This is a genomic window from Escherichia sp. TW09308 (assembly GCF_000208565.1).
GTDB classification, from domain to species: domain Bacteria; phylum Pseudomonadota; class Gammaproteobacteria; order Enterobacterales; family Enterobacteriaceae; genus Escherichia; species Escherichia marmotae.
On the sequence record NZ_AEME01000001.1, the window covers coordinates 413,518 to 435,284 of the forward strand.

The following is a 21,767-nucleotide window of genomic DNA, read 5'->3' on the forward strand; positions in this document are numbered from 1 at the left end:
ATAACAACAGCAACTTTTAAGCAATATTGCTAAGTAGATCTTATGAAAAATCCCTATCTCCCTACCGCACTGGGACTGTATTTCAATTACCTGGTGCATGGTATGGGCGTCATTTTGATGAGCCTGAATATGGCCTCGCTTGAGACGCTTTGGCAGACTAATGCCGCGGGCGTCTCGATAGTTATCTCATCGCTGGGCATTGGTCGATTAAGTGTCTTGCTTTTTGCAGGATTATTATCCGATCGCTTTGGTCGCCGCCCTTTTATTATTCTGGGTATGTGCTGCTATATGGCCTTCTTTTTTGGCATCCTGCACACCAATAACATCATTATTGCTTATGTTTTTGGTTTCCTGGCGGGCATGGCGAACAGTTTTCTCGATGCTGGTACCTATCCCAGTTTGATGGAAGCCTTTCCTCATTCACCGGGTACAGCCAATATTTTAATTAAAGCCTTTGTCTCCAGCGGGCAATTTTTATTGCCGCTAATTATCAGCCTGTTAGTGTGGGCTGAAATGTGGTTCGGTTGGTCTTTTATGATTGCCGCAGCAATTATGATCGTTAACGGTCTGTTTTTATATCGCTGTACCTTTCCACCACATCCGGGCCGTCGCTTGCCTGTGGTAAAGAAAGCGACCACTTCTGCGGGGCATCGCTGCTCAATTATTGATTTAGCCAGTTACACCCTCTATGGCTATATTTCAATGGCAACCTTTTATCTGGTTAGCCAGTGGCTGGCACAATACGGGCAATTTGTCGCTGGCATGTCATACACCATGTCGATCAAATTACTCAGTATCTATACCGTGGGTTCGCTGCTGTGTGTATTTATTACTGCTCCACTCATTCGTAAAACCGTTCACTCAACAACATTGTTGATGCTGTACACTTTTATCTCATTTATCGCCCTGCTTACCGTCTGCCTGCATCCCACATTTTATGTGGTGATAATATTTGCTTTCGTCATCGGTTTTACCTCCGCAGGTGGTGTTGTACAAATTGGCCTGACGTTAATGGCGGAACGTTTTCCCCATGCCAAAGGCAAAGCTACGGGGATCTATTACAGTGCGGGCAGTATTGCGACCTTTACTATCCCGTTGATTACTGCCCATCTTTCGCAAAGAAGTATTGCCGATATTATGTGGTTCGATACCGCCATCGCTGCTATCGGCTTTTTACTGGTGCTGTTTATTGGCGTACGCAGTCGAAAAGAAGCACAACATCCATCATTAAAGGAGAATGTTTCTATAGGCGGGTAATGCAATATTCTTTTCAGGTCATGCAAGATTTTACGGATAAATTACTCTTTCTGCGCTAATTAAGGAAAATCGCGATCAAAAACAAACTATCACATGCAATATTCCTGGAAACATAAACTTTATGCCATGTACCCAGAGAAAATTATCTTCAGTATAGTGATTATGAAAACCGTCGAAATACAACACGGACGGTAACAAAATTATCTTTCAGCAAGGAGCTGTGAAAATGTCTCAAAATAAGGCTTTCAGCACGCCATTTATCCTGGCTGTTCTTTGTATTTACTTCAGTTATTTCCTACATGGTATTAGTGTTATTACACTTGCACAAAACATGTCATCTCTGGCAGAAATATTTTCTACCGATAACGCCGGTATCGCCTATTTAATTTCCGGTATCGGTCTGGGTCGTCTGATCAGCATTTTATTCTTCGGTGTAATCTCCGATAAATTTGGTCGGCGAGCAGTAATATTCATGGCCGTCGCCATGTATATGCTGTTTTTCTTTGGTATTCCGGCCTGCCCAAGTTTAGCTCTCGCTTACGGTCTGGCAGTGTGCGTTGGTATCGCCAACTCGGCCCTGGATACCGGTGGATATCCGGCGTTGATGGAATGCTTCCCGAAAGCCTCGGGTTCAGCCGTAATATTGGTTAAGGCGATGATATCGTTCGGACAAATGCTCTATCCGATGCTGGTGAGTTATATGCTGTTGAATAACATCTGGTACGGTTATGGGCTGATTATTCCAGGCATCGTGTTTGTGCTGATCATGCTGATGCTATTGAAAAGTAAATTCCCAGGTCAGTTGGTGGATGCCAGCGTAGCTGGTGAACTACCGCAAATGAACAGTAAGCCGTTAGTCTGGCTGGAAGGTGTTTCATCAGTACTGTTCGGTGTTGCCGCGTTCTCGACCTTTTATGTAATTGTCGTGTGGATGCCCAAATATGCGATGGCATTTGCCGGTATGTCGGAATCCGAGGCATTAAAAACTATCTCTTATTACAGTATGGGTTCGCTGGTCTGTGTCTTTATTTTTGCCGCACTATTGAAAAAAATGGTACGTCCCATCTGGGCTAACGTGTTTAACTCAGCACTGGCAACGGTAACCGCTGCTATCATTTATCTGTACCCTTCTCCACTGGTGTGTAATGCAGGGGCTTTTGTTATCGGCTTTTCTGCTGCTGGCGGTATTTTACAGCTTGGCGTTTCAGTCATGTCAGAGTTCTTCCCGAAAAGCAAAGCCAAAGTCACCAGTATTTATATGATGATGGGTGGTCTGGCCAATTTTGTTATTCCGCTGATTACCGGTTATCTGTCGAATATAGGTCTGCAATACATCATCGTTCTCGATTTTACTTTCGCGCTGCTGGCCCTGATTACCGCAATTATTGTTTTCATCCGCTATTACCGCGTTTTCATTATTCCTGAAAATGATGTCCGGTTTGGCGAACGCAATCTTAGCACCCCGGTTAAACACAATTAAGCAAAGAAATTAGAGGAGTTAATTATGGATGTTACCGCTAAATATGAATTGATTGGCCTGATGGCCTATCCTATCCGCCACAGTTTATCGCCTGAAATGCAAAACAAAGCCTTAGAAAAAGCGGGATTACCATTTACCTATATGGCCTTTGAAGTGGATAACGATAGCTTTGCCGGTGCAATTGAAGGATTAAAAGCCTTAAAAATGCGCGGAACCGGTGTTTCGATGCCAAACAAACAACTGGCGTGTGAATATGTTGATGAATTAACACCTGCGGCAAAACTGGTTGGCGCTATCAATACCATCGTTAATGATGATGGCTATCTGCGTGGCTATAACACCGACGGCACGGGCCATATTCGCGCCATTAAAGAGAGCGGTTTTGATATCAAAGGCAAAACGATGGTGCTGCTAGGTGCCGGTGGTGCATCAACGGCAATTGGCGCGCAGGGCGCGATTGAAGGTTTAAAAGAGATTAAAATCTTCAACCGTCGGGATGAATTCTTCGATAAAGCCCTCGCCTTCGCGCAACGAGTCAACGAAAACACCGATTGTGTCGTCACCGTTACCGATCTCGCCGATCAGCAAGCCTTTGCTGAAGCCTTGTCTTCCGCCGACATTTTAACCAACGGCACAAAAGTGGGTATGAAGCCTCTTGAAAATGAATCATTAGTTAACGATATCAGTTTGTTACATCCAGGACTGCTGGTCACTGAATGCGTGTATAACCCGCATATGACGAAGTTATTGCAGCAGGCGCAACAAGCAGGTTGCAAAACGATTGATGGATACGGCATGTTGTTGTGGCAAGGGGCTGAACAGTTCACGTTATGGACTGGCAAAGATTTCCCTCTGGAATACGTTAAACAGGTCATGGGGTTCGGCGCCTGACAGGCTGACCGCGTGCAGAAAGGGTAAAAAATGAAAACCGTAACTGTAAAAGATCTCGTCATTGGTACGGGCGCACCAAAAATCATCGTCTCGCTGATGGCGAAAGATATCGCCAGCGTGAAATCTGAAGCTCTCGCCTATCGTGAAGCGGACTTTGATATTCTGGAATGGCGTGTGGACCACTTTGCCGACCTCTCCAGCGTGGAGTCTGTCATGGCAGCGGCAAAAATCCTCCGTGAGATCATGCCAGAAAAACCATTGCTGTTTACCTTCCGTAGCGCTAAAGAAGGCGGCGAGCAGGCGATTTCCACTGAGGCTTATATTGCACTCAATCGCGCAGCCATCGACAGCGGTCTGGTCGATATGATCGATCTGGAGTTATTTACCGGCGATGATCAGGTTAAAGAAACCGTCGCCTATGCACATGCGCATGATGTGAAGGTTGTCATGTCCAACCATGACTTCCATAAAACGCCGGAAGCCGAAGAGATTATTGCCCGTTTACGTAAAATGCAGTCCTTCGACGCCGATATTCCTAAAATTGCGTTGATGCCGCAAAGCACCAGCGATGTCCTGACGTTGCTCGCCGCTACCCTGGAGATGCAGGAGCAGTATGCCGATCGACCAATCATCACGATGTCGATGGCAAAAACTGGCGTAATTTCCCGTCTGGCTGGTGAAGTATTTGGTTCGGCCGCAACGTTTGGCGCAGTAAAAAAAGCCTCTGCGCCTGGGCAAATATCGGTGAATGATTTGCGCACAGTATTAACTATTTTGCACCAGGCGTAATAAATAACGTACCGGCGGGAGTAATCTTCCCCGCCGTATTAAAAAAATTTTTTTAAAGAGTATTTGATAAAAATATTCTGTGGGTATCTGTGCGCTATTTTTAATTCTTGCGCAGAGAAATCCACACCTGAATCAGGAAAAAATAATGAAACCTGTAAAACCACCTCGTATTAATGGACGCGTGCCGGTCCTGTCGGCACAGGAAGCGGTAAGTTATATTCCCGACGAAGCAACACTTTGTGTATTAGGTGCAGGTGGCGGTATTCTGGAAGCCACCACATTAATTACCGCTCTTGCTGACAAATATAAACAAACCCAGACACCGCGTAATTTATCGATTATTAGCCCTACAGGGCTTGGCGATCGCGCCGATCGTGGTATTAGTCCGCTGGCGCAAGAAGGTCTGGTGAAATGGGCATTATGCGGCCATTGGGGACAATCACCGCGTATTTCTGAACTCGCAGAACAAAATAAAATTGTTGCCTATAACTATCCACAAGGTGTGCTCACTCAAACATTGCGCGCCGCTGCTGCCCACCAGCCAGGAATTATTAGCGATATTGGTATCGGAACGTTTGTCGACCCTCGCCAACAAGGCGGCAAACTGAATGAAGTGACTAAAGAAGATCTGATTAAACTGGTCGAGTTTGATAGTAAAGAATATCTCTATTACAAAGCGATCGCGCCAGATATTGCCTTTATTCGCGCCACCACCTGCGACAGCGAAGGCTACGCTACCTTTGAAGATGAAGTGATGTATCTCGACGCATTGGTTATTGCCCAGGCGGTGCACAATAACGGTGGTGTCGTGATGATGCAGGTGCAGAAGATGGTTAAGAAAGCCACGCTGCATCCTAAAGCTGTCCGTATTCCAGGTTATCTTATCGATATTGTGGTGGTCGATCCGGACCAAACCCAACTGTATGGCGGTGCGCCAGTTAATCGTTTTATTTCTGGTGACTTCACACTGGATGACAGTACCCAACTTAGCTTGCCTCTTAATCAGCGTAAATTAGTCGCGCGACGCGCATTGTTTGAAATGCGCAAAGGTGCTGTGGGGAATGTTGGTGTCGGTATTGCCGACGGTATTGGCCTGGTCGCCCGGGAAGAAGGTTGTGCTGATGACTTTATTCTGACGGTGGAAACAGGCCCAATTGGCGGTATTACTTCGCAAGGTATCGTCTTTGGCGCGAACGTGAATACCCGCGCCATTCTGGATATGACTTCCCAGTTCGATTTTTATCACGGCGGTGGTCTGGATGTCTGTTATTTGAGTTTTGCCGAAGTCGACCAGCACGGTAACGTCGGTGTGCATAAATTCAATGGCAAAATCATGGGTACCGGTGGATTTATTGATATCAGTGCCACCTCGAAGAAAATCATTTTCTGCGGCACGTTAACTGCGGGCAGTTTAAAAACAGAAATTGCCGATGGTAAATTAAATATCGTCCAGGAAGGACGGGTAAATAAATTTATCCGTGAACTACCGGAAATTACTTTTAGCGGAAAAATCGCGCTCGAACGGGGACTGGATGTTCGTTACATCACCGAACGTGCTGTATTCACCCTGAAAGAAGACGGTCTGTATTTAATCGAAATCGCCCCTGGCGTCGATTTGCAAAAAGATATTCTCGACAAAATGGATTTCACCCCAGTTATTTCGCCAGAACTAAAACTGATGGACGAAAGATTATTTATCGATGCGGCGATGGGTTTTGTCCTGCCTGAAGCGGCTCATTAACAGGAGTATCACGATGGATTTTTCTTTAACTGAAGAACAAGAACTGCTGCTGGCCAGTATTCGCGAACTGATTACGACTAACTTTCCGGAAGAGTATTTCCGCACCTGCGATCAAAACGGGACATATCCGCGTGAGTTTATGCGGGCGCTGGCAGATAACGGTATTTCCATGCTTGGCGTGCCGGAAGAATTTGGTGGTATCCCTGCGGATTACGTCACCCAGATGCTGGCGCTGATGGAAGTGTCAAAATGCGGTGCTCCGGCGTTTTTGATTACCAACGGTCAGTGTATTCACAGCATGCGCCGTTTCGGTTCTGAGGAGCAGCTACGTAAAACGGCAGAAAGCACGCTGGAAACCGGCGACCCCGCCTATGCCCTGGCGTTGACGGAACCCGGTGCTGGCTCAGATAACAACAGCGCCACCACCACTTACACGCGTAAAAATGGCAAGGTTTACATCAACGGACAGAAAACCTTTATTACCGGTGCGAAAGAGTACCCGTATATGCTGGTGTTGGCGCGCGATCCAGAACCGAAAGATCCGAAAAAAGCCTTCACCCTGTGGTGGGTTGAGTCCAGTAAGCCCGGCATTAAGATCAATCCGCTGCATAAAATCGGCTGGCATATGCTTAGCACCTGCGAAGTTTATCTCGACAACGTGGAAGTTGAAGAGAGCGACATGGTAGGCGAAGAAGGAATGGGTTTCCTCAATGTGATGTACAACTTTGAGATGGAGCGCCTGATCAACGCCGCGCGCAGCACCGGCTTTGCCGAATGCGCATTCGAAGATGCCGCCCGCTATGCCAACCAGCGTATCGCTTTTGGTAAGCCAATTGGTCATAACCAGATGATCCAGGAAAAACTGGCACTAATGGCGATTAAGATCGACAACATGCGCAATATGGTGCTGAAAGTGGCGTGGCAAGCTGATCAGCATCAGTCACTGCGCACCAGCGCGGCGCTGGCAAAACTGTACTGCGCGCGTACTGCGATGGAAGTCATTGACGATGCGATTCAAATCATGGGCGGTCTGGGCTACACCGATGAGGCGCGCGTCTCCCGCTTCTGGCGTGATGTCCGCTGTGAACGAATTGGCGGTGGTACTGACGAGATTATGATTTACGTTGCAGGTCGGCAGATCCTGAAAGATTACCAGAATAAATAATCTTCAGGCGGCGCAGCTTCAGATAAAAACTGCGCCGCCACATTTACCCGGCAAAACTTACAGGTGCAGAAAATTCAGACAAGATTTCTTGTTCCGCAAAACAGTTTTTAAATTGCCTGCGATAATCGCCTGGCGAACAGCCGACATGGCGCAAAAACAATTTGGCAAAGTGGTCGACATTTTCATAACCCACGCGCCATGAGATTTCTGCCTGCGACAAATCGGTATTGGTCAGCAGCCATTTTGCTTCGGTCATACGCCGTTGAATCACATAGTTGATGGGAGAAATACGATACTCTTTAGTAAATTCATGGCAAATATAACTGACGCTGGCACGAAATTTTTTCGATAACTGTTCTAAAGTGATTTTTTCGCGGTAATTATTATTAAGATAAAAGAGAATATCTTTTATCAGGACATCTTTTTTAATATACCCCTGCTCCGAACGATAAGCATTTTTAAAGTTTTCGTAATAGAGAATCGCTAACGTATAGGAAAATGCATCCCACACTGAAGATGTGTTGCCATTTTTACTTTGCGGTAAAATCACACTTAATTCATTAAAAAGCGTTTTGATGACCTCTTTTCCCTGCCCTGCGGCAATTACCGGGCAAGAATGCGGTTGCAGTAACTGATTTTCTTCTGCGCCCTGAAACTGAAAACCGTATAGCGCACAGGTACAGGTCGTTGCCGGGTCGTTAGCATCTGAGGCCACCGCGTGCAGCCTGCCACGTTCTATCACTACAATGTCATCGGCATGTGCCACATATAACGAAGAATCAATGGTAAATCTTGCCACCCCTTTCTTAACATAGATCAGCTCGGTTTCATTATCATGAACGTGATGTCCCGACTCCCATTTAGGATCATCACTAAACGCAAAGCGCGAAAGTCGTGGTATTTTACCGGCGACAAACAGCGTTTCGCTGGCATTATCAAAACAGCGTTGATACATGACAACCTCCCTATTCCATAAGCAGGCAAAAGCAATATATGCAGGATAAAATACGGTGTGTACTGCACTTATACAACTGCGTTTAGCGAGAGCTAAACAAGATTATTTACACTGAATGCAAGATAGTACGTCCACGACGGCATAATATTGCCGCTTATTGTGCTTTTGTTTTAACGATCTCATTTTTTTTGCAAGATTGTTTGCAAGGAAAACAGATTGCTCCGTCGAAAACCCCTTCCTGCTATCGCACACTATTTTCAGGCAATTTTTACCTTCCATCGGAGATGGTTCCGTATGCGACCCACAGGAGAAATCATGAAAATAATAACCTGCTTTAAGCTGGTGCCTGAAGAACAGGACATTGTTGTCACTCCCGAGTACACCCTCAATTTCGACAATGCCGACGCCAAAATTAGCCAGTTCGATCTCAATGCCATTGAAGCCGCAAGCCAGCTTGCAATGGATGATGATGAGATAGCCGCGCTGACCGTTGGCGGCTCATTGTTGCAGAACTCAAAAGTGCGTAAAGACGTGTTATCCCGCGGACCGCACTGTCTGTATATGGTGCAGGATGCCCAGCTTGAGCATGCTCTCCCCCTTGATACGGCTAAGGCACTGGCCGCGGCGGCAGAAAAGATCGGCTTCGATTTACTGATCTTCGGTGAAGGTTCTGGCGATCTCTATGCCCAACAGGTTGGTTTACTGGTAGGGGAAATTCTGCAGCTTCCGGTAATTAACGCTGTCAGCGCCATTCAACGTCAGGGCGACAGCCTGATTATCGAACGCGCTCTGGAAGAGGAAGTTGAAGTCGTTGAGCTTTCACTGCCAGCAGTGCTGTGTGTCACGTCCGATATTAACGTGCCACGTATTCCTTCAATGAAAGCCATTCTCGGCGCGGGCAAAAAAACGGTACATCAGTGGCAGGCGAGTGATATCGGCTGGAGCCAGGCCACGCCGCTTGCTGAACTGATCGGCGTTCGCGTACCGCCGCAAACAGAACGCAAACACATCATTCTCGATAACGATTCGCCGGAAGCCATTGCCGAGCTGGTGGAACATCTGAAGAAAGCCCTGAACTAAAGCCAACGGAGAAGAAACGATGAATCAATTAAACAACGTCTGGGTCTTTAGCGATAATCCTGAACGTTATGCTGAACTGTTTGGCGGCGCGCAGCAATGGGGCCAACAGGTTTATGCCATTGTACAAAATACCGACCAGGCACAGGCTGTTATGCCTTATGGTCCAAAATGTATTTATGTTCTTGAGCAAAACGATGCACTGCAACGCACTGAAAATTACGCTGAAAGCGTTGCTGCCCTGCTGAAAGATAAACACACCTCTATGCTACTGTTGGCCGCGACAAAACGCGGTAAAGCGCTGGCTGCACGGTTAAGTGTGCAACTGAATGCGGCGCTGGTGAACGATGCCACTGCGGTTGATGTGGTCGATGGTCACGTTTACGCCGAGCACCGTATGTATGGCGGGCTAGCGTTCGCCCAGGAAAAGATCAATAGCCCGCTGGCGATCATTACCCTTGCGCCCGGTGTTCAGGAACCTTGCACCAGTGACGCCTCGCATCAGTGTCCGATTGAAACTGTGCCTTACGTTGCTCCGCGTCATGAAATTCTTAGTCGCGAACGCCGTGCGAAAGCGGCAAGCAGCGTGGACCTGAGCAAAGCAAAACGCGTGGTCGGCGTCGGTCGTGGTCTGGCGGCGCAGGATGACCTGAAAATGGTCCACGAACTGGCAGCGACACTCAATGCCGAAGTCGGCTGTTCACGCCCGATTGCCGAAGGCGAGAACTGGATGGAGCGTGAACGTTATATCGGTGTCTCCGGCGTGTTGCTGAAATCCGACCTCTACCTGACGCTGGGGATCTCCGGGCAGATCCAACATATGGTTGGCGGCAATGGCGCAAAAGTGATTGTCGCCATCAATAAAGATAAAAACGCGCCAATCTTCAACTATGCCGACTACGGTCTGGTGGGCGATATCTACAAAGTCGTCCCTGCCCTGATTAGCCAGTTGAGTCGCTAATTCCCTTTCAACCACATCTCCCGCTGTAAACGCAGCGGGAAGGGAGCATAACGCATGTCGGATGACAAATTTGATGCCATTGTGGTCGGTGCGGGCGTTGCCGGTAGCGTTGCCGCATTGGTCATGGCGCGAGCCGGACTGGATGTCCTGGTGATCGAACGCGGCGACAGTGCCGGATGTAAAAATATGACCGGCGGGCGTCTTTATGCCCACACGCTTGAAGCGATCATTCCAGGCTTTGCTGCATCAGCGCCGGTAGAACGCAAAGTCACACGCGAGAAAATCTCCTTCTTAACCGAAGAGAGCGCCGTTACCCTCGATTTTCACCGCGAGCAGCCAGATGTTCCGCAACACGCTTCTTATACCGTATTGCGCAATCGTCTCGACCCGTGGTTGATGGAACAAGCCGAACAGGCGGGCGCGCAGTTTATCCCGGGCGTTCGCGTCGATGCGCTGGTTCGTGAAGGTAACAAGGTCACTGGCGTCCAGGCCGGGGATGATATTCTTGAAGCCAATGTGGTGATTCTGGCTGATGGTGTTAATTCGATGCTTGGCCGTTCGCTGGGAATGGTTCCCGCCTCCGATCCGCATCATTACGCTGTTGGCGTTAAAGAAGTCATTGGCATCACGCCGGAGCAAATCAACGATCGCTTTAACGTCACTGACGATGAAGGTGTCGCCTGGCTGTTTGCCGGTTCCCCTTCTGACGGCCTGATGGGCGGCGGATTCATCTACACCAATCACGATTCCGTATCGTTGGGTCTGGTTTGTGGATTGGGTGATATCGCCCATGCGCAAAAAAGCGTGCCGCAAATGCTGGAGGATTTTAAACAGCACCCCGCCATTCGCCCACTGATTAGCGGTGGCAAACTGCTTGAATATTCCGCGCATATGGTGCCGGAAGGCGGTCTGGCAATGGTACCGCAACTGGTCAACGATGGTGTGATGATCGTCGGTGACGCAGCAGGCTTCTGCCTCAATCTGGGCTTTACGGTTCGCGGAATGGATTTAGCCATCGCATCGGCCCAGGCGGCAGCCACAACGGTGATTGCCGCCAAAGAACGCGCGGATTTTTCTGTCACTAGCCTGGCGCAATACAAACGCGAACTGGAACAAAGCTGTGTCATGCGTGATATGCAGCATTTTCGCAAGATCCCGGCGCTGATGGAAAACCCGCGCCTGTTTAGTCAGTATCCGCGCATGGTCGCCGATATCATGAACGACATGTTCACTATTGACGGTAAACCAAACCAGCCGGTACGAAAAATGATTCTCGGACATGCGAAGAAAATCGGGCTGATTAATCTGCTGAAAGATGGCATTAAGGGAGCAACCGCGCTATGAGCCAGAACGCTACGGTCAACGTTGACGTCAAATTAGGCGTCAACAAATTCCATGTTGATGAGGGCCACCCACATATCATTCTGGCGGCAAATCCCGACATCAATGAATTTCAAAAATTAATGAAAGCCTGCCCTGCCGGACTGTATAAGCAGGATGACGCGGGAAACATTCATTTTGATTCCGCCGGTTGTCTGGAGTGCGGCACCTGTCGGGTGCTGTGTGGCAACACTATTCTCGAACAATGGCAATACCCCGCAGGCACCTTCGGTATTGATTTCCGTTACGGCTAATTACGCTTCCCACAGGCTCGCACCTCGGGCCTGACGTTCTGTTTCGAGAGTCCAAAATGAAAGTGACATTAACGTTTAACGCGCAGCGTCGTGCAGCCTATCGACAACAAGGATTGTGGGGAGACGCTTCGCTGGTCGACTACTGGCGGCAGACTGCATGCGCGATGCCAGACAAAATAGCCGTTGTCGATAATCATGGCGAATCGTACACCTATAGCGCACTCGATCACGCCGCGAACTGTCTGGCAAGCTGGTTACTGGCTAACGGTATTGAATCGGGCGATCGTATCGCTTTTCAATTGCCTGGCTGGTGTGAATTTACTGTTATCTATCTTGCCTGCCTGAAAACCGGTGCGGTTTCCGTGCCGTTGTTGCCTTCCTGGCGAGAAGCTGAACTGGTGTGGGTGCTCAATAAGTGTCAGGCAAAAATGTTTTTTGCACCGACATTGTTTAAACAAACGCGTCCGGTAGATTTAATCCTGCCACTGCAAAATCAGCTTCCACAACTACAACAGATCGTCGGCGTGGATAAGCTGGCTCCCGCCACCTCGTCTCTCTCGTTAAGTCAGATTATTGCCGACAATCCCCCGCTGGTCGCCGCAACATCGGTCCACGGCGATGAATTAGCGGCGGTGCTATTTACCTCCGGAACTGAGGGCATGCCAAAGGGCGTGATGCTAACGCATAATAATATTCTCGCCAGCGAACGGGCTTATTGTGCACGGCTTAACCTGACCTGGCTGGATGTCTTTATGATGCCTGCACCACTCGGTCACGCGACGGGGTTTCTGCATGGCGTAACAGCGCCGTTTTTGATTGGCGCCCGCAGCGTGTTGTTAGATATTTTTACCCCGGAAGCCTGTCTCTCGCTGCTTGAGCAACAACGTTGCACCTGTATGCTCGGAGCAACGCCGTTTGTTTATGACCTATTGAATCTACTTGAGAAACAGCCTGCCGACCTTTCTGCGCTGCGTTTCTTTCTTTGCGGCGGCACCACGATCCCCAAAAAAGTGGCGCGTGAATGCCAGCAGCGCGGCATTAAATTATTAAGCGTTTATGGTTCCACAGAAAGCTCGCCACATGCAGTGGTGAATCTCGACGATCCTTTGTCGCGCTTTATGCACACCGATGGTTACGCTGCCGCTGGGGTGGAGATCAAAGTGGTCGATGATGCACGCAAAACCTTACCGCCAGGTTGCGAAGGTGAAGAGGCCTCGCGTGGCCCTAATGTGTTTATGGGTTATTTTGATGAACCTGAATTAACCGCTTGCGCGCTGGATGAAGAGGGCTGGTATTACAGTGGCGATCTCTGCCGCATGGATGAGGCTGGCTATATAAAAATAACCGGACGCAAGAAAGATATTATTGTCCGCGGCGGCGAAAATATTAGCAGCCGTGAAGTGGAAGATATTCTATTGCAGCATCCTAAAATTCACGATGCTTGTGTGGTTGCAATGCCCGATGAACGCTTAGGTGAACGTTCATGCGCCTATGTCGTGCTGAAAGCACCGCATCATTCATTATCGCTGGAAGATGTAGTGGCATTTTTTAGCCGTAAACGGGTCGCGAAATATAAATATCCTGAACATATCGTGGTGATCGAAAAATTACCGCGGACTGCATCAGGTAAAATACAAAAGTTTTTGTTACGCAAAGATATTATGCGGCGATTAACTCAGGATGTCTGCGAAGTGATTGAATAAGTTTCATCTTCAGGGATCACGTAAACCCGGCGACTGAACGCCGCCGGGTATTTATTTTACTTTTTCAGTTCAGCCAGACTTAACCATGTTTGCACCACGGTATCCGGGTTCAGGGACAAGCTATCGATCCCTTCCTCCATCAACCATGCAGCAAAGTCCTCGTGGTCAGACGGGCCCTGACCGCAAATCCCGACATATTTGCCCTGTTTCTTCGCGGCACGGATCGCCATTGATAACAGTGCTTTCACGGCGTCATTGCGCTCATCGAACAATTCAGAAACTACGCCGGAGTCACGATCCAGACCGAGCGCCAACTGTGTCATATCGTTTGAGCCGATAGAAAAACCATCGAAATATTCGAGGAACTGTTCAGCGAGCAAGGCGTTGGACGGAATTTCACACATCATGATGATCTTCAGCCCGTTCTCACCACGTTTCAGCCCCTGACGCGCCAGTTCTTCAACCACCGCTTTCGCCTGCTCAACGGTACGCACGAACGGGATCATGATCTCAACGTTGGTTAACCCCATGTCGTTGCGCACACGTTTCACCGCTTCACACTCCAGCGCGAAGCAGTCGCGGAAACTTTCGGAAACGTAGCGCCCCGCGCCACGGAAGCCAAGCATCGGGTTCTCTTCATGCGGCTCGTAACGCTCGCCGCCCACCAGGTTGGCGTATTCGTTAGATTTAAAGTCCGAGAGACGAACAATGACGCGCTTCGGATAAAACGCAGCGCCCAGCGTCGCGATCCCTTCGGTCAGACGACCAACATAAAATTCACGCGGAGAATCAAAACCTTTCATCATCTCGCGGATTTCGTTTTGCAACTGCGGTTCCTGGTCGTCAAACTCGAGCAGTGCGCGCGGGTGAACGCCAATCATGCGGTTGATGATAAATTCCAGACGCGCCAGACCCACGCCTTCGTTTGGCAGGCAGGCGAAGTCAAACGCACGATCCGGGTTACCGACGTTCATCATCACTTTCAGCGGCAGATCCGGCATGGTTTCCACGCTGGAGCTTTTCACGCTGAATTCCAGCAGTTCGGCATACACGTAACCGGTGTCACCTTCGGCACAGGAAACGGTAACCTTCTCACCGTCTTTCATCCGTTCGGTTGCATCACCACAGCCGACTACCGCCGGAATACCCAGTTCACGAGCGATGATCGCCGCGTGACAGGTACGCCCACCACGGTTAGTGACGATGGCCGACGCTTTCTTCATGATCGGTTCCCAGTCCGGGTCGGTCATGTCGGTGACCAGCACATCACCTGGTTCGATGCGGTTCATTTCGCTGATGTCATGAATGACTTTCACCGGGCCTGCGCCAATGCGATGGCCGATAGCACGGCCTTCTGCGATAATCTTGCCCTGTGAATGCAGGGTATAACGTTCCGTGACCTGGCCGCGTGAACGCACGGTTTCTGGACGCGCCTGCACAATGAACAATTTGCCGGTGTGACCATCTTTTGCCCACTCAATGTCCATCGGGCGACCGTAGTGTTTCTCAATTTGTACGGCCTGTTTTGCCAGTTCCTGCACTTCTTCGTTGGTCAGCGAGAAGATGTCACGCTGTTCCTGTGGCACATCTTCAATTTTAACCTGTTTGCCATGTTCCTGAGTCGGCGCGTAGACCATGCGGATTTTTTTCGACCCCATCGTGCGGCGCACGATAGCCGGACGATTCGCCGCCAGCGTCGGTTTATGCACGTAAAATTCATCCGGGTTAACCGCGCCCTGCACCACCATTTCACCGAGGCCCCATGCGGAAGTGATAAACACCACCTGGTCGAAACCGGATTCGGTATCAATGGAGAACATCACGCCAGAGGATGCGAGGTCGGAACGCACCATCCGCTGAACACCGGCGGAGAGCGCCACGCCACGGTGATCGTACCCCTGGTGAACGCGATAAGAGATAGCGCGATCATTAAACAGGGACGCAAAGACATGTTTCACAGCTACGAGGACGGCGTCAAACCCCTGAACGTTAAGGAAAGTTTCCTGCTGACCGGCAAAGGAGGCATCCGGCATGTCTTCTGCGGTGGCGGAGGAACGCACTGCAAAAGAGGCGTTTTCGTCATCGGCAGAAAGCTGGGCATAGGCTTCGCGGATGGCATTTTCCAGCTCAGGCTGGAAGGGAGTGTCGATAATCCACTGGCGGATTTGCGCGCCCGCTTTCGCAAGCTGGGTAACATCGTCAATATCCGTTTTATCCAGCAGTTCATAAATGCGCTGGTTTACGCCGCTTTGATCCAGAAACTGGTTAAACGCATCGGCGGTTGTGGCAAAACCATTCGGAACGGAAACACCCATTCCGGAAAGGTTAGTAATCATTTCACCCAGGGAGGCATTTTTGCCCCCAACCCTGTCTACATCATTCATGCCGAGTTGGTTATACCAAAGCACCAGCGGTGACGAGCCATTGTTGGACATCGAACAATCCTTTTGTGATAAATGAACGGTTTGAGAAACACATTTCTGCGCATTTATCTTTGCATATTTAACCAGATGAAAAAAACGGTGAATCGTTCAAGCAAATATATTTTTTTGCTTTTTAAGACTGCTCCCAGCGTTGCGCAAATCCACTATCTTCGATAATTCCCACATAAACCATCGGTATAAACGAAACCATAAAAATGAAATGCTATTTTCATAAAAAATAAAATTGAAGGTTCATTTTATAAACCAGTCATAACGTTCTACGCTTCTGTGCATTTTTAATTTATGCTTTCATAGAATTATGTCTGCATCTCGGGAAGAACAAAATGGATAATGCTGTTGATCGCCACGTTTTTTATATTTCTGATGGTACGGCAATTACTGCGGAGGTATTAGGTCACGCAGTCATGTCGCAATTTCCCGTTACTATCAGCAGCATTACGCTGCCGTTTGTCGAAAATGAGAGCCGTGCACGGGCAGTGAAAGATCAGATCGACGCGATTTACCAGCAGACGGGCGTGCGCCCGCTGGTCTTTTACTCCATTGTGTTACCGGAGATTCGCAACATCATTTTGCAAAGCGAAGGGTTTTGTCAGGATATTGTTCAGGCGCTGGTTGCTCCGCTACAACAAGAGATGAAGCTGGACCCGACACCAATTGCTCACCGTACCCACGGCCTGAACCCTAATAATCTTAATAAATATGATGCGCGCATTGCGGCGATTGATTACACCCTCGCCCATGATGACGGCATTTCGTTGCGCAATCTGGATCAGGCGCAAGTGATCCTGCTCGGCGTCTCTCGCTGTGGTAAAACACCTACCAGCCTTTATCTCGCGATGCAGTTTGGCATTCGCGCAGCAAACTACCCCTTTATTGCCGATGATATGGACAACCTGGTCCTGCCTGCGTCGCTCAAACCACTTCAGCATAAGTTGTTCGGCCTGACTATTGACCCGGAGCGGCTGGCAGCCATTCGCGAAGAACGTAGAGAGAACAGCCGCTATGCCTCGTTGCGTCAGTGCCGGATGGAAGTCGCAGAAGTGGAAGCGTTGTACCGTAAAAATCAGATCCCGTGGATCAACAGTACCAATTATTCGGTAGAAGAGATTGCCACCAAAATCCTTGATATCATGGGACTTAGTCGGAGAATGTACTAGAAAACTAGTATAGAAGTTCGTTTTTTTGTTACTATGCCGTCAATTGCGCGGGGTGTTGCCTGCCTCGCACTTGAAATCAACAGGGATTGGTTTATCGTGATGCGCATCACTTCCTGGCAACCCTGCCGTTGAAGCAACAAATTTCTGAGACTTGTAATGAACAGAACTGACGAACTCCGTACTGCGCGTATCGAGAGTCTGGTAACGCCCGCTGAACTCGCGCTGCGGTATCCCGTAACGCCTGGCGTTGCCAGCCATGTAATTGATTCCCGGCGCAGAATTGAAAAAATATTGAATGGTGAAGACAAGCGACTGTTGGTCGTTATTGGTCCCTGTTCGATCCACGATCTTACCGCTGCAATGGAGTACGCCACCCGTCTGCAGGCGCTGCGTAATCAGTACCAGTCACGGCTGGAAATCGTAATGCGCACTTATTTTGAAAAACCGCGCACCGTTGTCGGCTGGAAAGGATTAATTTCCGACCCGGATTTAAACGGCAGCTATCGCGTAAATCACGGCCTCGAACTGGCGCGCAAGTTACTGTTGCAGGTGAATGAACTGGGTGTGCCCACTGCCACTGAGTTTCTCGATATGGTGACCGGTCAGTTTATTGCCGATCTGATTAGCTGGGGGGCGATTGGCGCACGCACAACCGAAAGCCAGATACACCGTGAAATGGCTTCAGCTCTCTCCTGCCCGGTAGGTTTTAAAAATGGCACTGATGGCAACACGCGGATTGCCGTAGATGCAATCCGTGCTGCCCGCGCCAGCCATATGTTCCTCTCGCCAGACAAAAACGGCCAGATGACCATTTACCAGACCAGCGGCAACCCGTATGGCCACATTATTATGCGTGGCGGCAAAAAACCGAATTACCATGCCGATGATATCGCCGCCGCCTGCGATACATTGCACGAGTTTGATTTACCAGAACATCTGGTGGTGGATTTCAGCCACGGCAATTGCCAGAAGCAGCATCGTCGCCAGTTAGAAGTCTGTGAAGATATTTGTCAGCAAATCCGCAATGGCTCTACGGCGATTGCCGGCATTATGGCGGAAAGTTTCCTACGCGAAGGTACGCAAAAAATTGTCAGCGGTCAGCCGCTCACCTATGGCCAATCCATTACCGACCCGTGTTTAGGCTGGGAAGATACCGAACACCTGATCGAAAAACTCGCCTCTGCGGTAGATACCCGCTTCTGAATGCGTGCCCATTCCGTCGGGAATGGGCATTTCTGCTCAACCTGTTGTCTTCACAACGAATTATTACTTGCCCTGACGCAATATTATATTGATAATAAGAATCATTGTTATATCAATTATTATTAATTTTTATGAGCTATACGGATAGCAGCAGACTCACGCCTAAAACGGATGCAAATCAGAAGGCTCCTTCCCCACAGCCCATTCGGCGGATTGCCAGCCAGACACTGCTAGGTCCGGATGGCAAGCTCATCATTGATCATGACGGACAAGAATATCTGCTACGTAAACACAGGCAGGCAAACTGTTGCTGACCAAGTAGCGTTTAACTTGAACAACTGACTTCCAGCCGTTTGCCCCAGTCCGGTGGACGGCTGACATAATCATCATCTCTGTCGCTGAAAGGATTTCGCAACGCCTCATGCAGGCGATGTAACTCCGTCATATCGCCTTGTTCTGCCGCCTCGATGGCCCGTTGTGCCAGCCAGTTACGCAACACCAGCGCCGGATTGACGCTCTGCATAAGTTGCTGACGTTCGCTGTCGGTGACTTCATCTTGCTGCAAACGCGCCCGATAACGCGCAAACCAGTTATCAAACGCCGCACGATCAAAAATTCATCACGCAGTGGTGATGCCGCGCTGTGCTGCCCGGTCAGACTCAACATGCGGAATGTGCGGGTATAATCGCTGCGCTCTCGCGCCATCAGGCTGAATAATTCACTCAGCAAAACGTTATCCTCTTTTTGTTCCGTCATGAAGCCCAGTTTTCGGCGCATCCGTTGCCCATATTGGCTCAACAAAACCTGCTGATAGCTGTCCAGTGCCTCATTCAACGCATCCACAGAAATAAATGGCGATAATGTCTGTGCCAGACGCTGTAAATTCCACAACGCGACGGCAGGTTGATTATCAAAACTGTAACGCCCTTGATGATCCGAGTGATTACAGATAAAGCCCGGTTCGTAATCATCAAGAAAACCAAACGGTCCGTAATCGAGCGTCAATCCGAGAATTGACATATTGTCAGTGTTCATCACGCCATGTGCAAAGCCGACTGTCTGCCAGTTAGCAATTAACGACGCGGTACGTGCGACAACATCGGTAAACCAGAGACGGTATTTGTTCTCATCATCCTGAAGGTGCGGCCAGTAATGACGAATGGCAAAATCAGCCAACTGGCGAACTTTTTCCGGCTCGCGGCGATAATAAAAGTGCTCGAAGTGGCCAAATCGTAAGTGACTGCGCGCCACACGCATCAGCATCGCGCCCGATTCCACCGTTTCCCGATAAACCGGCGTATCGCTGGTGACAATACTTAAAGCGCGCGTCGTTGGAATGCCCAGGTAATGCATCGCCTCGCTGGCGAGGCTTTCGCGAATCGTAGAGCGTAATACCGCCCGTCCATCGCCCATTCGCGAATAAGGCGTCAGCCCCGCACCTTTCAAATGCCAGTCCATTGTGGTGCCATCGGCAAGCTGTTGCTCACCAAGTAGAATGCCGCGCCCGTCACCCAACTGGCCCGCCCAGACGCCAAACTGATGACCACTGTAGACCTGCGCCAGTGGTGACATGCCCGGTAGTAATGTTTCTCCTCCCCAGACGCCCGCGCCACTTTCAAACAGCGACGATGGAATACCCAGCGTATTAGCCAGTTCGGCGTTATACCAGATCAGCCGGGCATTATTTAAAGGCGTGGGGGAAAGTGATGTATAAGTTGCAGGTAATTCATCACGCCAGCGAGTAATAAAAGACAGGGTCATAGATCCTCCTGTCTGATAGTGTAGACGGTAACCCTCGTCTTAAACACCAGCAAACAAAGGGGTTATCGCTGAACCAGAGTTGTTACCTTGCTTACGGGAACGGCTGGCCATAAGCTTCCTTGTAGGGCATGGAAACCATACGGCGTTATTTTCGCCAACATTCCTGAGGTATCAATACCCGCCGCAATGATATAGTTGCAACAGGGTGATATTTGCGCATGAATAGCACGAATAAATGGCGCGAAGGATGTATTAGCTATTTGTTGCTGAACAAAGCCTTTATCCAACATAACTCGGGTGAAAAGACCATCAAATATCGCTTTCATGGTACTGTTTCCCGCACCTAAATTTCCCAATACCAATGGAAAAATTTGCGATAAGTGCAAAAGGTTGTAATTATCTTTCCCCTCATTAAGCTGTGGATAATTTTCATTAATCCGCAATTCAACAAAGGGAATTTTTAATAGTTGGGCTGCGTAATTATTATCAATTAATAATAACCTTGCCACTTGCGGTGTCAAATTAACCCATGCAAAGAGTTTGTGTCGAATAAAAAAATGTTGGCATGATTTAAGTAATTCCAACTGCTCGACAAATAACTGCCAATGCTGCTCCTCGGAAAGTTGCGCCATAACCCGCGTCGTCGGGATGCGAACCGTACCGTCTTCACTGGAGAAATGGGTTATTAATTCAATCCCAACAAGATTTTGCTGACTATCTCTTATCGGCAGAAAATAGCAATCAGAATGATAAACATTCTCCAGTAGAACCTTCATGGTAACCACCCTTCTCCAGGAATGTTTTTGCAATTCCGGCTAAAAAAGATGAGACCATAAGGCATAAAAAATACAGATCGGATAACTTTCATTTTTTCCTTGTTAACCACTTTTTCAGGGGTCCCTTTTAAGATTATCCTAATTATAAACGAATATTCCATTTACGGAATTTTTGTCTGAAAAATACTACTTTATTCAGAAGTAAAAGGACGGCGATGTATCATCACCGTCCTTTTTGACATACTAGATCCGTCTTGCTTGCCAGAAATTTTTCTGCCAGTAGACATTATCAAGGGAAGAGCGCATCACCCCTTTGCTGGTAGAAGCATGAATAAATTGGTTGTTGGTATCATAAATACCCACATGTAAACCATTTTGCCCGGAGCCAGTTTTGAAAAAAACCAGATCGCCTGGCAGCAACTCTTCTTTATCAATTTGAGTACCGATAGAGGCCTGCTGCTTTGTTTCACGCGGCAACTGCAAATCGAAACGATCGCGCATCGTTACGACCACAAAGCCTGAGCAGTCCACCCCACGACGACTCATGCCGCCATAACGATAAGGTGTGCCATGCCAGCTTTGTAGTTGATCGTTCAAACCGGCAATGACGGTAATAGAGTCAGAAAGTCTGGCATTTGGCGGCGGCGCTTTGTGATGGCTACACCCAACCAGAAACAGTGCTGTGATTAAAATAAGGCAGAAACGCATTCCGTACGAATCCTCTGTTTTTTATTCTTGCATTAATTTAGCGTCGAAATTACCCGATTTTCAAG

Annotated in this window: 16 protein-coding genes and 3 pseudogenes; 14 read left to right on the forward strand and 5 right to left on the reverse strand. The window is 48.8% G+C overall.

Translation table 11 applies throughout. The features are described 5' to 3' along the window. Window positions 1-42: 42 nt before the first annotated feature. The 6 genes and pseudogenes from ESM_RS0102120 to ESM_RS0102145 all read left to right on the forward strand — a co-directional run bounded on the left by ESM_RS0102120 (window position 43) and on the right by ESM_RS0102145 (window position 7,323). Window positions 43-1,257 carry an MFS transporter gene (locus tag ESM_RS0102120; protein WP_000795540.1) on the forward strand — a complete coding sequence of 405 codons (1,215 nt, stop codon included), beginning with the start codon at window positions 43-45 and terminating at the stop codon, window positions 1,255-1,257. A gap of 226 nt (window positions 1,258-1,483) precedes the next feature. Then, window positions 1,484-2,750 (forward strand): annotated as a pseudogene (locus ESM_RS0102125) (MFS transporter). An 11-nt stretch (window positions 2,751-2,761) separates the two neighbouring features. Then, the gene (ydiB, locus tag ESM_RS0102130; RefSeq protein ID WP_000383450.1) at window positions 2,762-3,628 is read left to right on the forward strand and encodes a quinate/shikimate dehydrogenase; all 867 of its coding nucleotides are present in this window, start codon (window positions 2,762-2,764) and stop codon (window positions 3,626-3,628) included. A gap of 30 nt (window positions 3,629-3,658) precedes the next feature. Further along, window positions 3,659-4,417, forward strand: coding sequence for a type I 3-dehydroquinate dehydratase (aroD, locus tag ESM_RS0102135; protein ID WP_000860190.1), 759 nt, complete (start codon window positions 3,659-3,661; stop codon window positions 4,415-4,417). Window positions 4,418-4,562: 145 nt separating this feature from the next. After that, the gene (locus tag ESM_RS0102140; RefSeq protein WP_000805718.1) at window positions 4,563-6,158 is read left to right on the forward strand and encodes an acyl CoA:acetate/3-ketoacid CoA transferase; all 1,596 of its coding nucleotides are present in this window, start codon (window positions 4,563-4,565) and stop codon (window positions 6,156-6,158) included. Window positions 6,159-6,171: 13 nt separating this feature from the next. Beyond that, a complete protein-coding gene (locus ESM_RS0102145; RefSeq protein WP_000347861.1) occupies window positions 6,172-7,323 on the forward strand; it encodes an acyl-CoA dehydrogenase in 1,152 nt (383 codons plus the stop codon). 43 nt (window positions 7,324-7,366) lie between these two features. Here the strand turns inward: ESM_RS0102145 and ESM_RS0102150 are convergent, their stop codons facing one another. Continuing rightward, on the reverse strand, window positions 7,367-8,278 hold the full coding sequence (locus ESM_RS0102150; protein ID WP_000284772.1) for an AraC family transcriptional regulator: 912 nt from the start codon (window positions 8,276-8,278) through the stop codon (window positions 7,367-7,369). A 315-nt stretch (window positions 8,279-8,593) separates the two neighbouring features. On the opposite strand from ESM_RS0102150, the gene ESM_RS0102160 reads away from it, so the two are divergent. The 5 genes from ESM_RS0102160 to fadK are packed head-to-tail and all read left to right on the forward strand — an operon-like array spanning window position 8,594 to window position 13,653. Then, entirely contained in the window at window positions 8,594-9,358 is a 765-nt protein-coding gene (locus tag ESM_RS0102160; RefSeq protein ID WP_000692120.1) for an electron transfer flavoprotein, read from the forward strand. A gap of 19 nt (window positions 9,359-9,377) precedes the next feature. Then, on the forward strand, window positions 9,378-10,316 hold the full coding sequence (locus ESM_RS0102165; RefSeq protein ID WP_001072708.1) for an electron transfer flavoprotein subunit alpha: 939 nt from the start codon (window positions 9,378-9,380) through the stop codon (window positions 10,314-10,316). Between the two features lie 54 nt (window positions 10,317-10,370). Continuing rightward, window positions 10,371-11,660 carry an FAD-dependent oxidoreductase gene (locus ESM_RS0102170; protein ID WP_001278500.1) on the forward strand — a complete coding sequence of 430 codons (1,290 nt, stop codon included), beginning with the start codon at window positions 10,371-10,373 and terminating at the stop codon, window positions 11,658-11,660. Then, window positions 11,657-11,950 (forward strand): ferredoxin family protein, encoded by a 294-nt coding sequence (locus ESM_RS0102175; RefSeq protein WP_000081086.1) that lies wholly within the window; start codon window positions 11,657-11,659, stop codon window positions 11,948-11,950. The genes ESM_RS0102170 and ESM_RS0102175 overlap by 4 nt, the downstream gene beginning before the upstream one ends. A 56-nt stretch (window positions 11,951-12,006) precedes the next feature. Continuing rightward, window positions 12,007-13,653 carry a medium-chain fatty-acid--CoA ligase gene (gene fadK / locus ESM_RS0102180; RefSeq protein WP_000869242.1) on the forward strand — a complete coding sequence of 549 codons (1,647 nt, stop codon included), beginning with the start codon at window positions 12,007-12,009 and terminating at the stop codon, window positions 13,651-13,653. A gap of 56 nt (window positions 13,654-13,709) precedes the next feature. Here the strand turns inward: fadK and ppsA are convergent, their stop codons facing one another. Further along, complete coding sequence (ppsA, locus tag ESM_RS0102185; RefSeq protein ID WP_000069391.1) at window positions 13,710-16,088, reverse strand: phosphoenolpyruvate synthase; 2,379 nt, start codon at window positions 16,086-16,088, stop codon at window positions 13,710-13,712. A gap of 332 nt (window positions 16,089-16,420) precedes the next feature. Here ppsA and ppsR point away from each other — a divergent pair, with 332 nt between their 5' ends. From ppsR to hemP, 3 genes and pseudogenes are all read left to right on the forward strand, one after another. After that, window positions 16,421-17,254: a posphoenolpyruvate synthetase regulatory kinase/phosphorylase PpsR gene (gene ppsR, locus ESM_RS0102190; RefSeq protein WP_000368060.1), complete on the forward strand. Its 834-nt coding sequence runs from the start codon at window positions 16,421-16,423 to the stop codon at window positions 17,252-17,254. 156 nt (window positions 17,255-17,410) lie between these two features. Further along, on the forward strand, window positions 17,411-18,457 hold the full coding sequence (gene aroH / locus ESM_RS0102195) for a 3-deoxy-7-phosphoheptulonate synthase AroH (RefSeq protein ID WP_001082210.1): 1,047 nt from the start codon (window positions 17,411-17,413) through the stop codon (window positions 18,455-18,457). 131 nt (window positions 18,458-18,588) lie between these two features. Next, a pseudogene (hemP, locus tag ESM_RS01000000123780) lies at window positions 18,589-18,779 on the forward strand (hemin uptake protein HemP). Window positions 18,780-18,782: 3 nt separating this feature from the next. Here the strand turns inward: hemP and selO are convergent. The 3 genes and pseudogenes from selO to ESM_RS0102215 form a co-directional block, all read right to left on the reverse strand. Further along, window positions 18,783-20,218, reverse strand: a pseudogene (gene selO / locus ESM_RS01000000123785) (protein adenylyltransferase SelO). A gap of 62 nt (window positions 20,219-20,280) precedes the next feature. Then, the gene (locus tag ESM_RS0102210; protein ID WP_000866247.1) at window positions 20,281-20,994 is read right to left on the reverse strand and encodes an EAL domain-containing protein; all 714 of its coding nucleotides are present in this window, start codon (window positions 20,992-20,994) and stop codon (window positions 20,281-20,283) included. A gap of 243 nt (window positions 20,995-21,237) precedes the next feature. After that, window positions 21,238-21,702 (reverse strand): C40 family peptidase, encoded by a 465-nt coding sequence (locus ESM_RS0102215; RefSeq protein WP_001209789.1) that lies wholly within the window; start codon window positions 21,700-21,702, stop codon window positions 21,238-21,240. Between the last annotated feature and the right edge of the window lie 65 nt (window positions 21,703-21,767).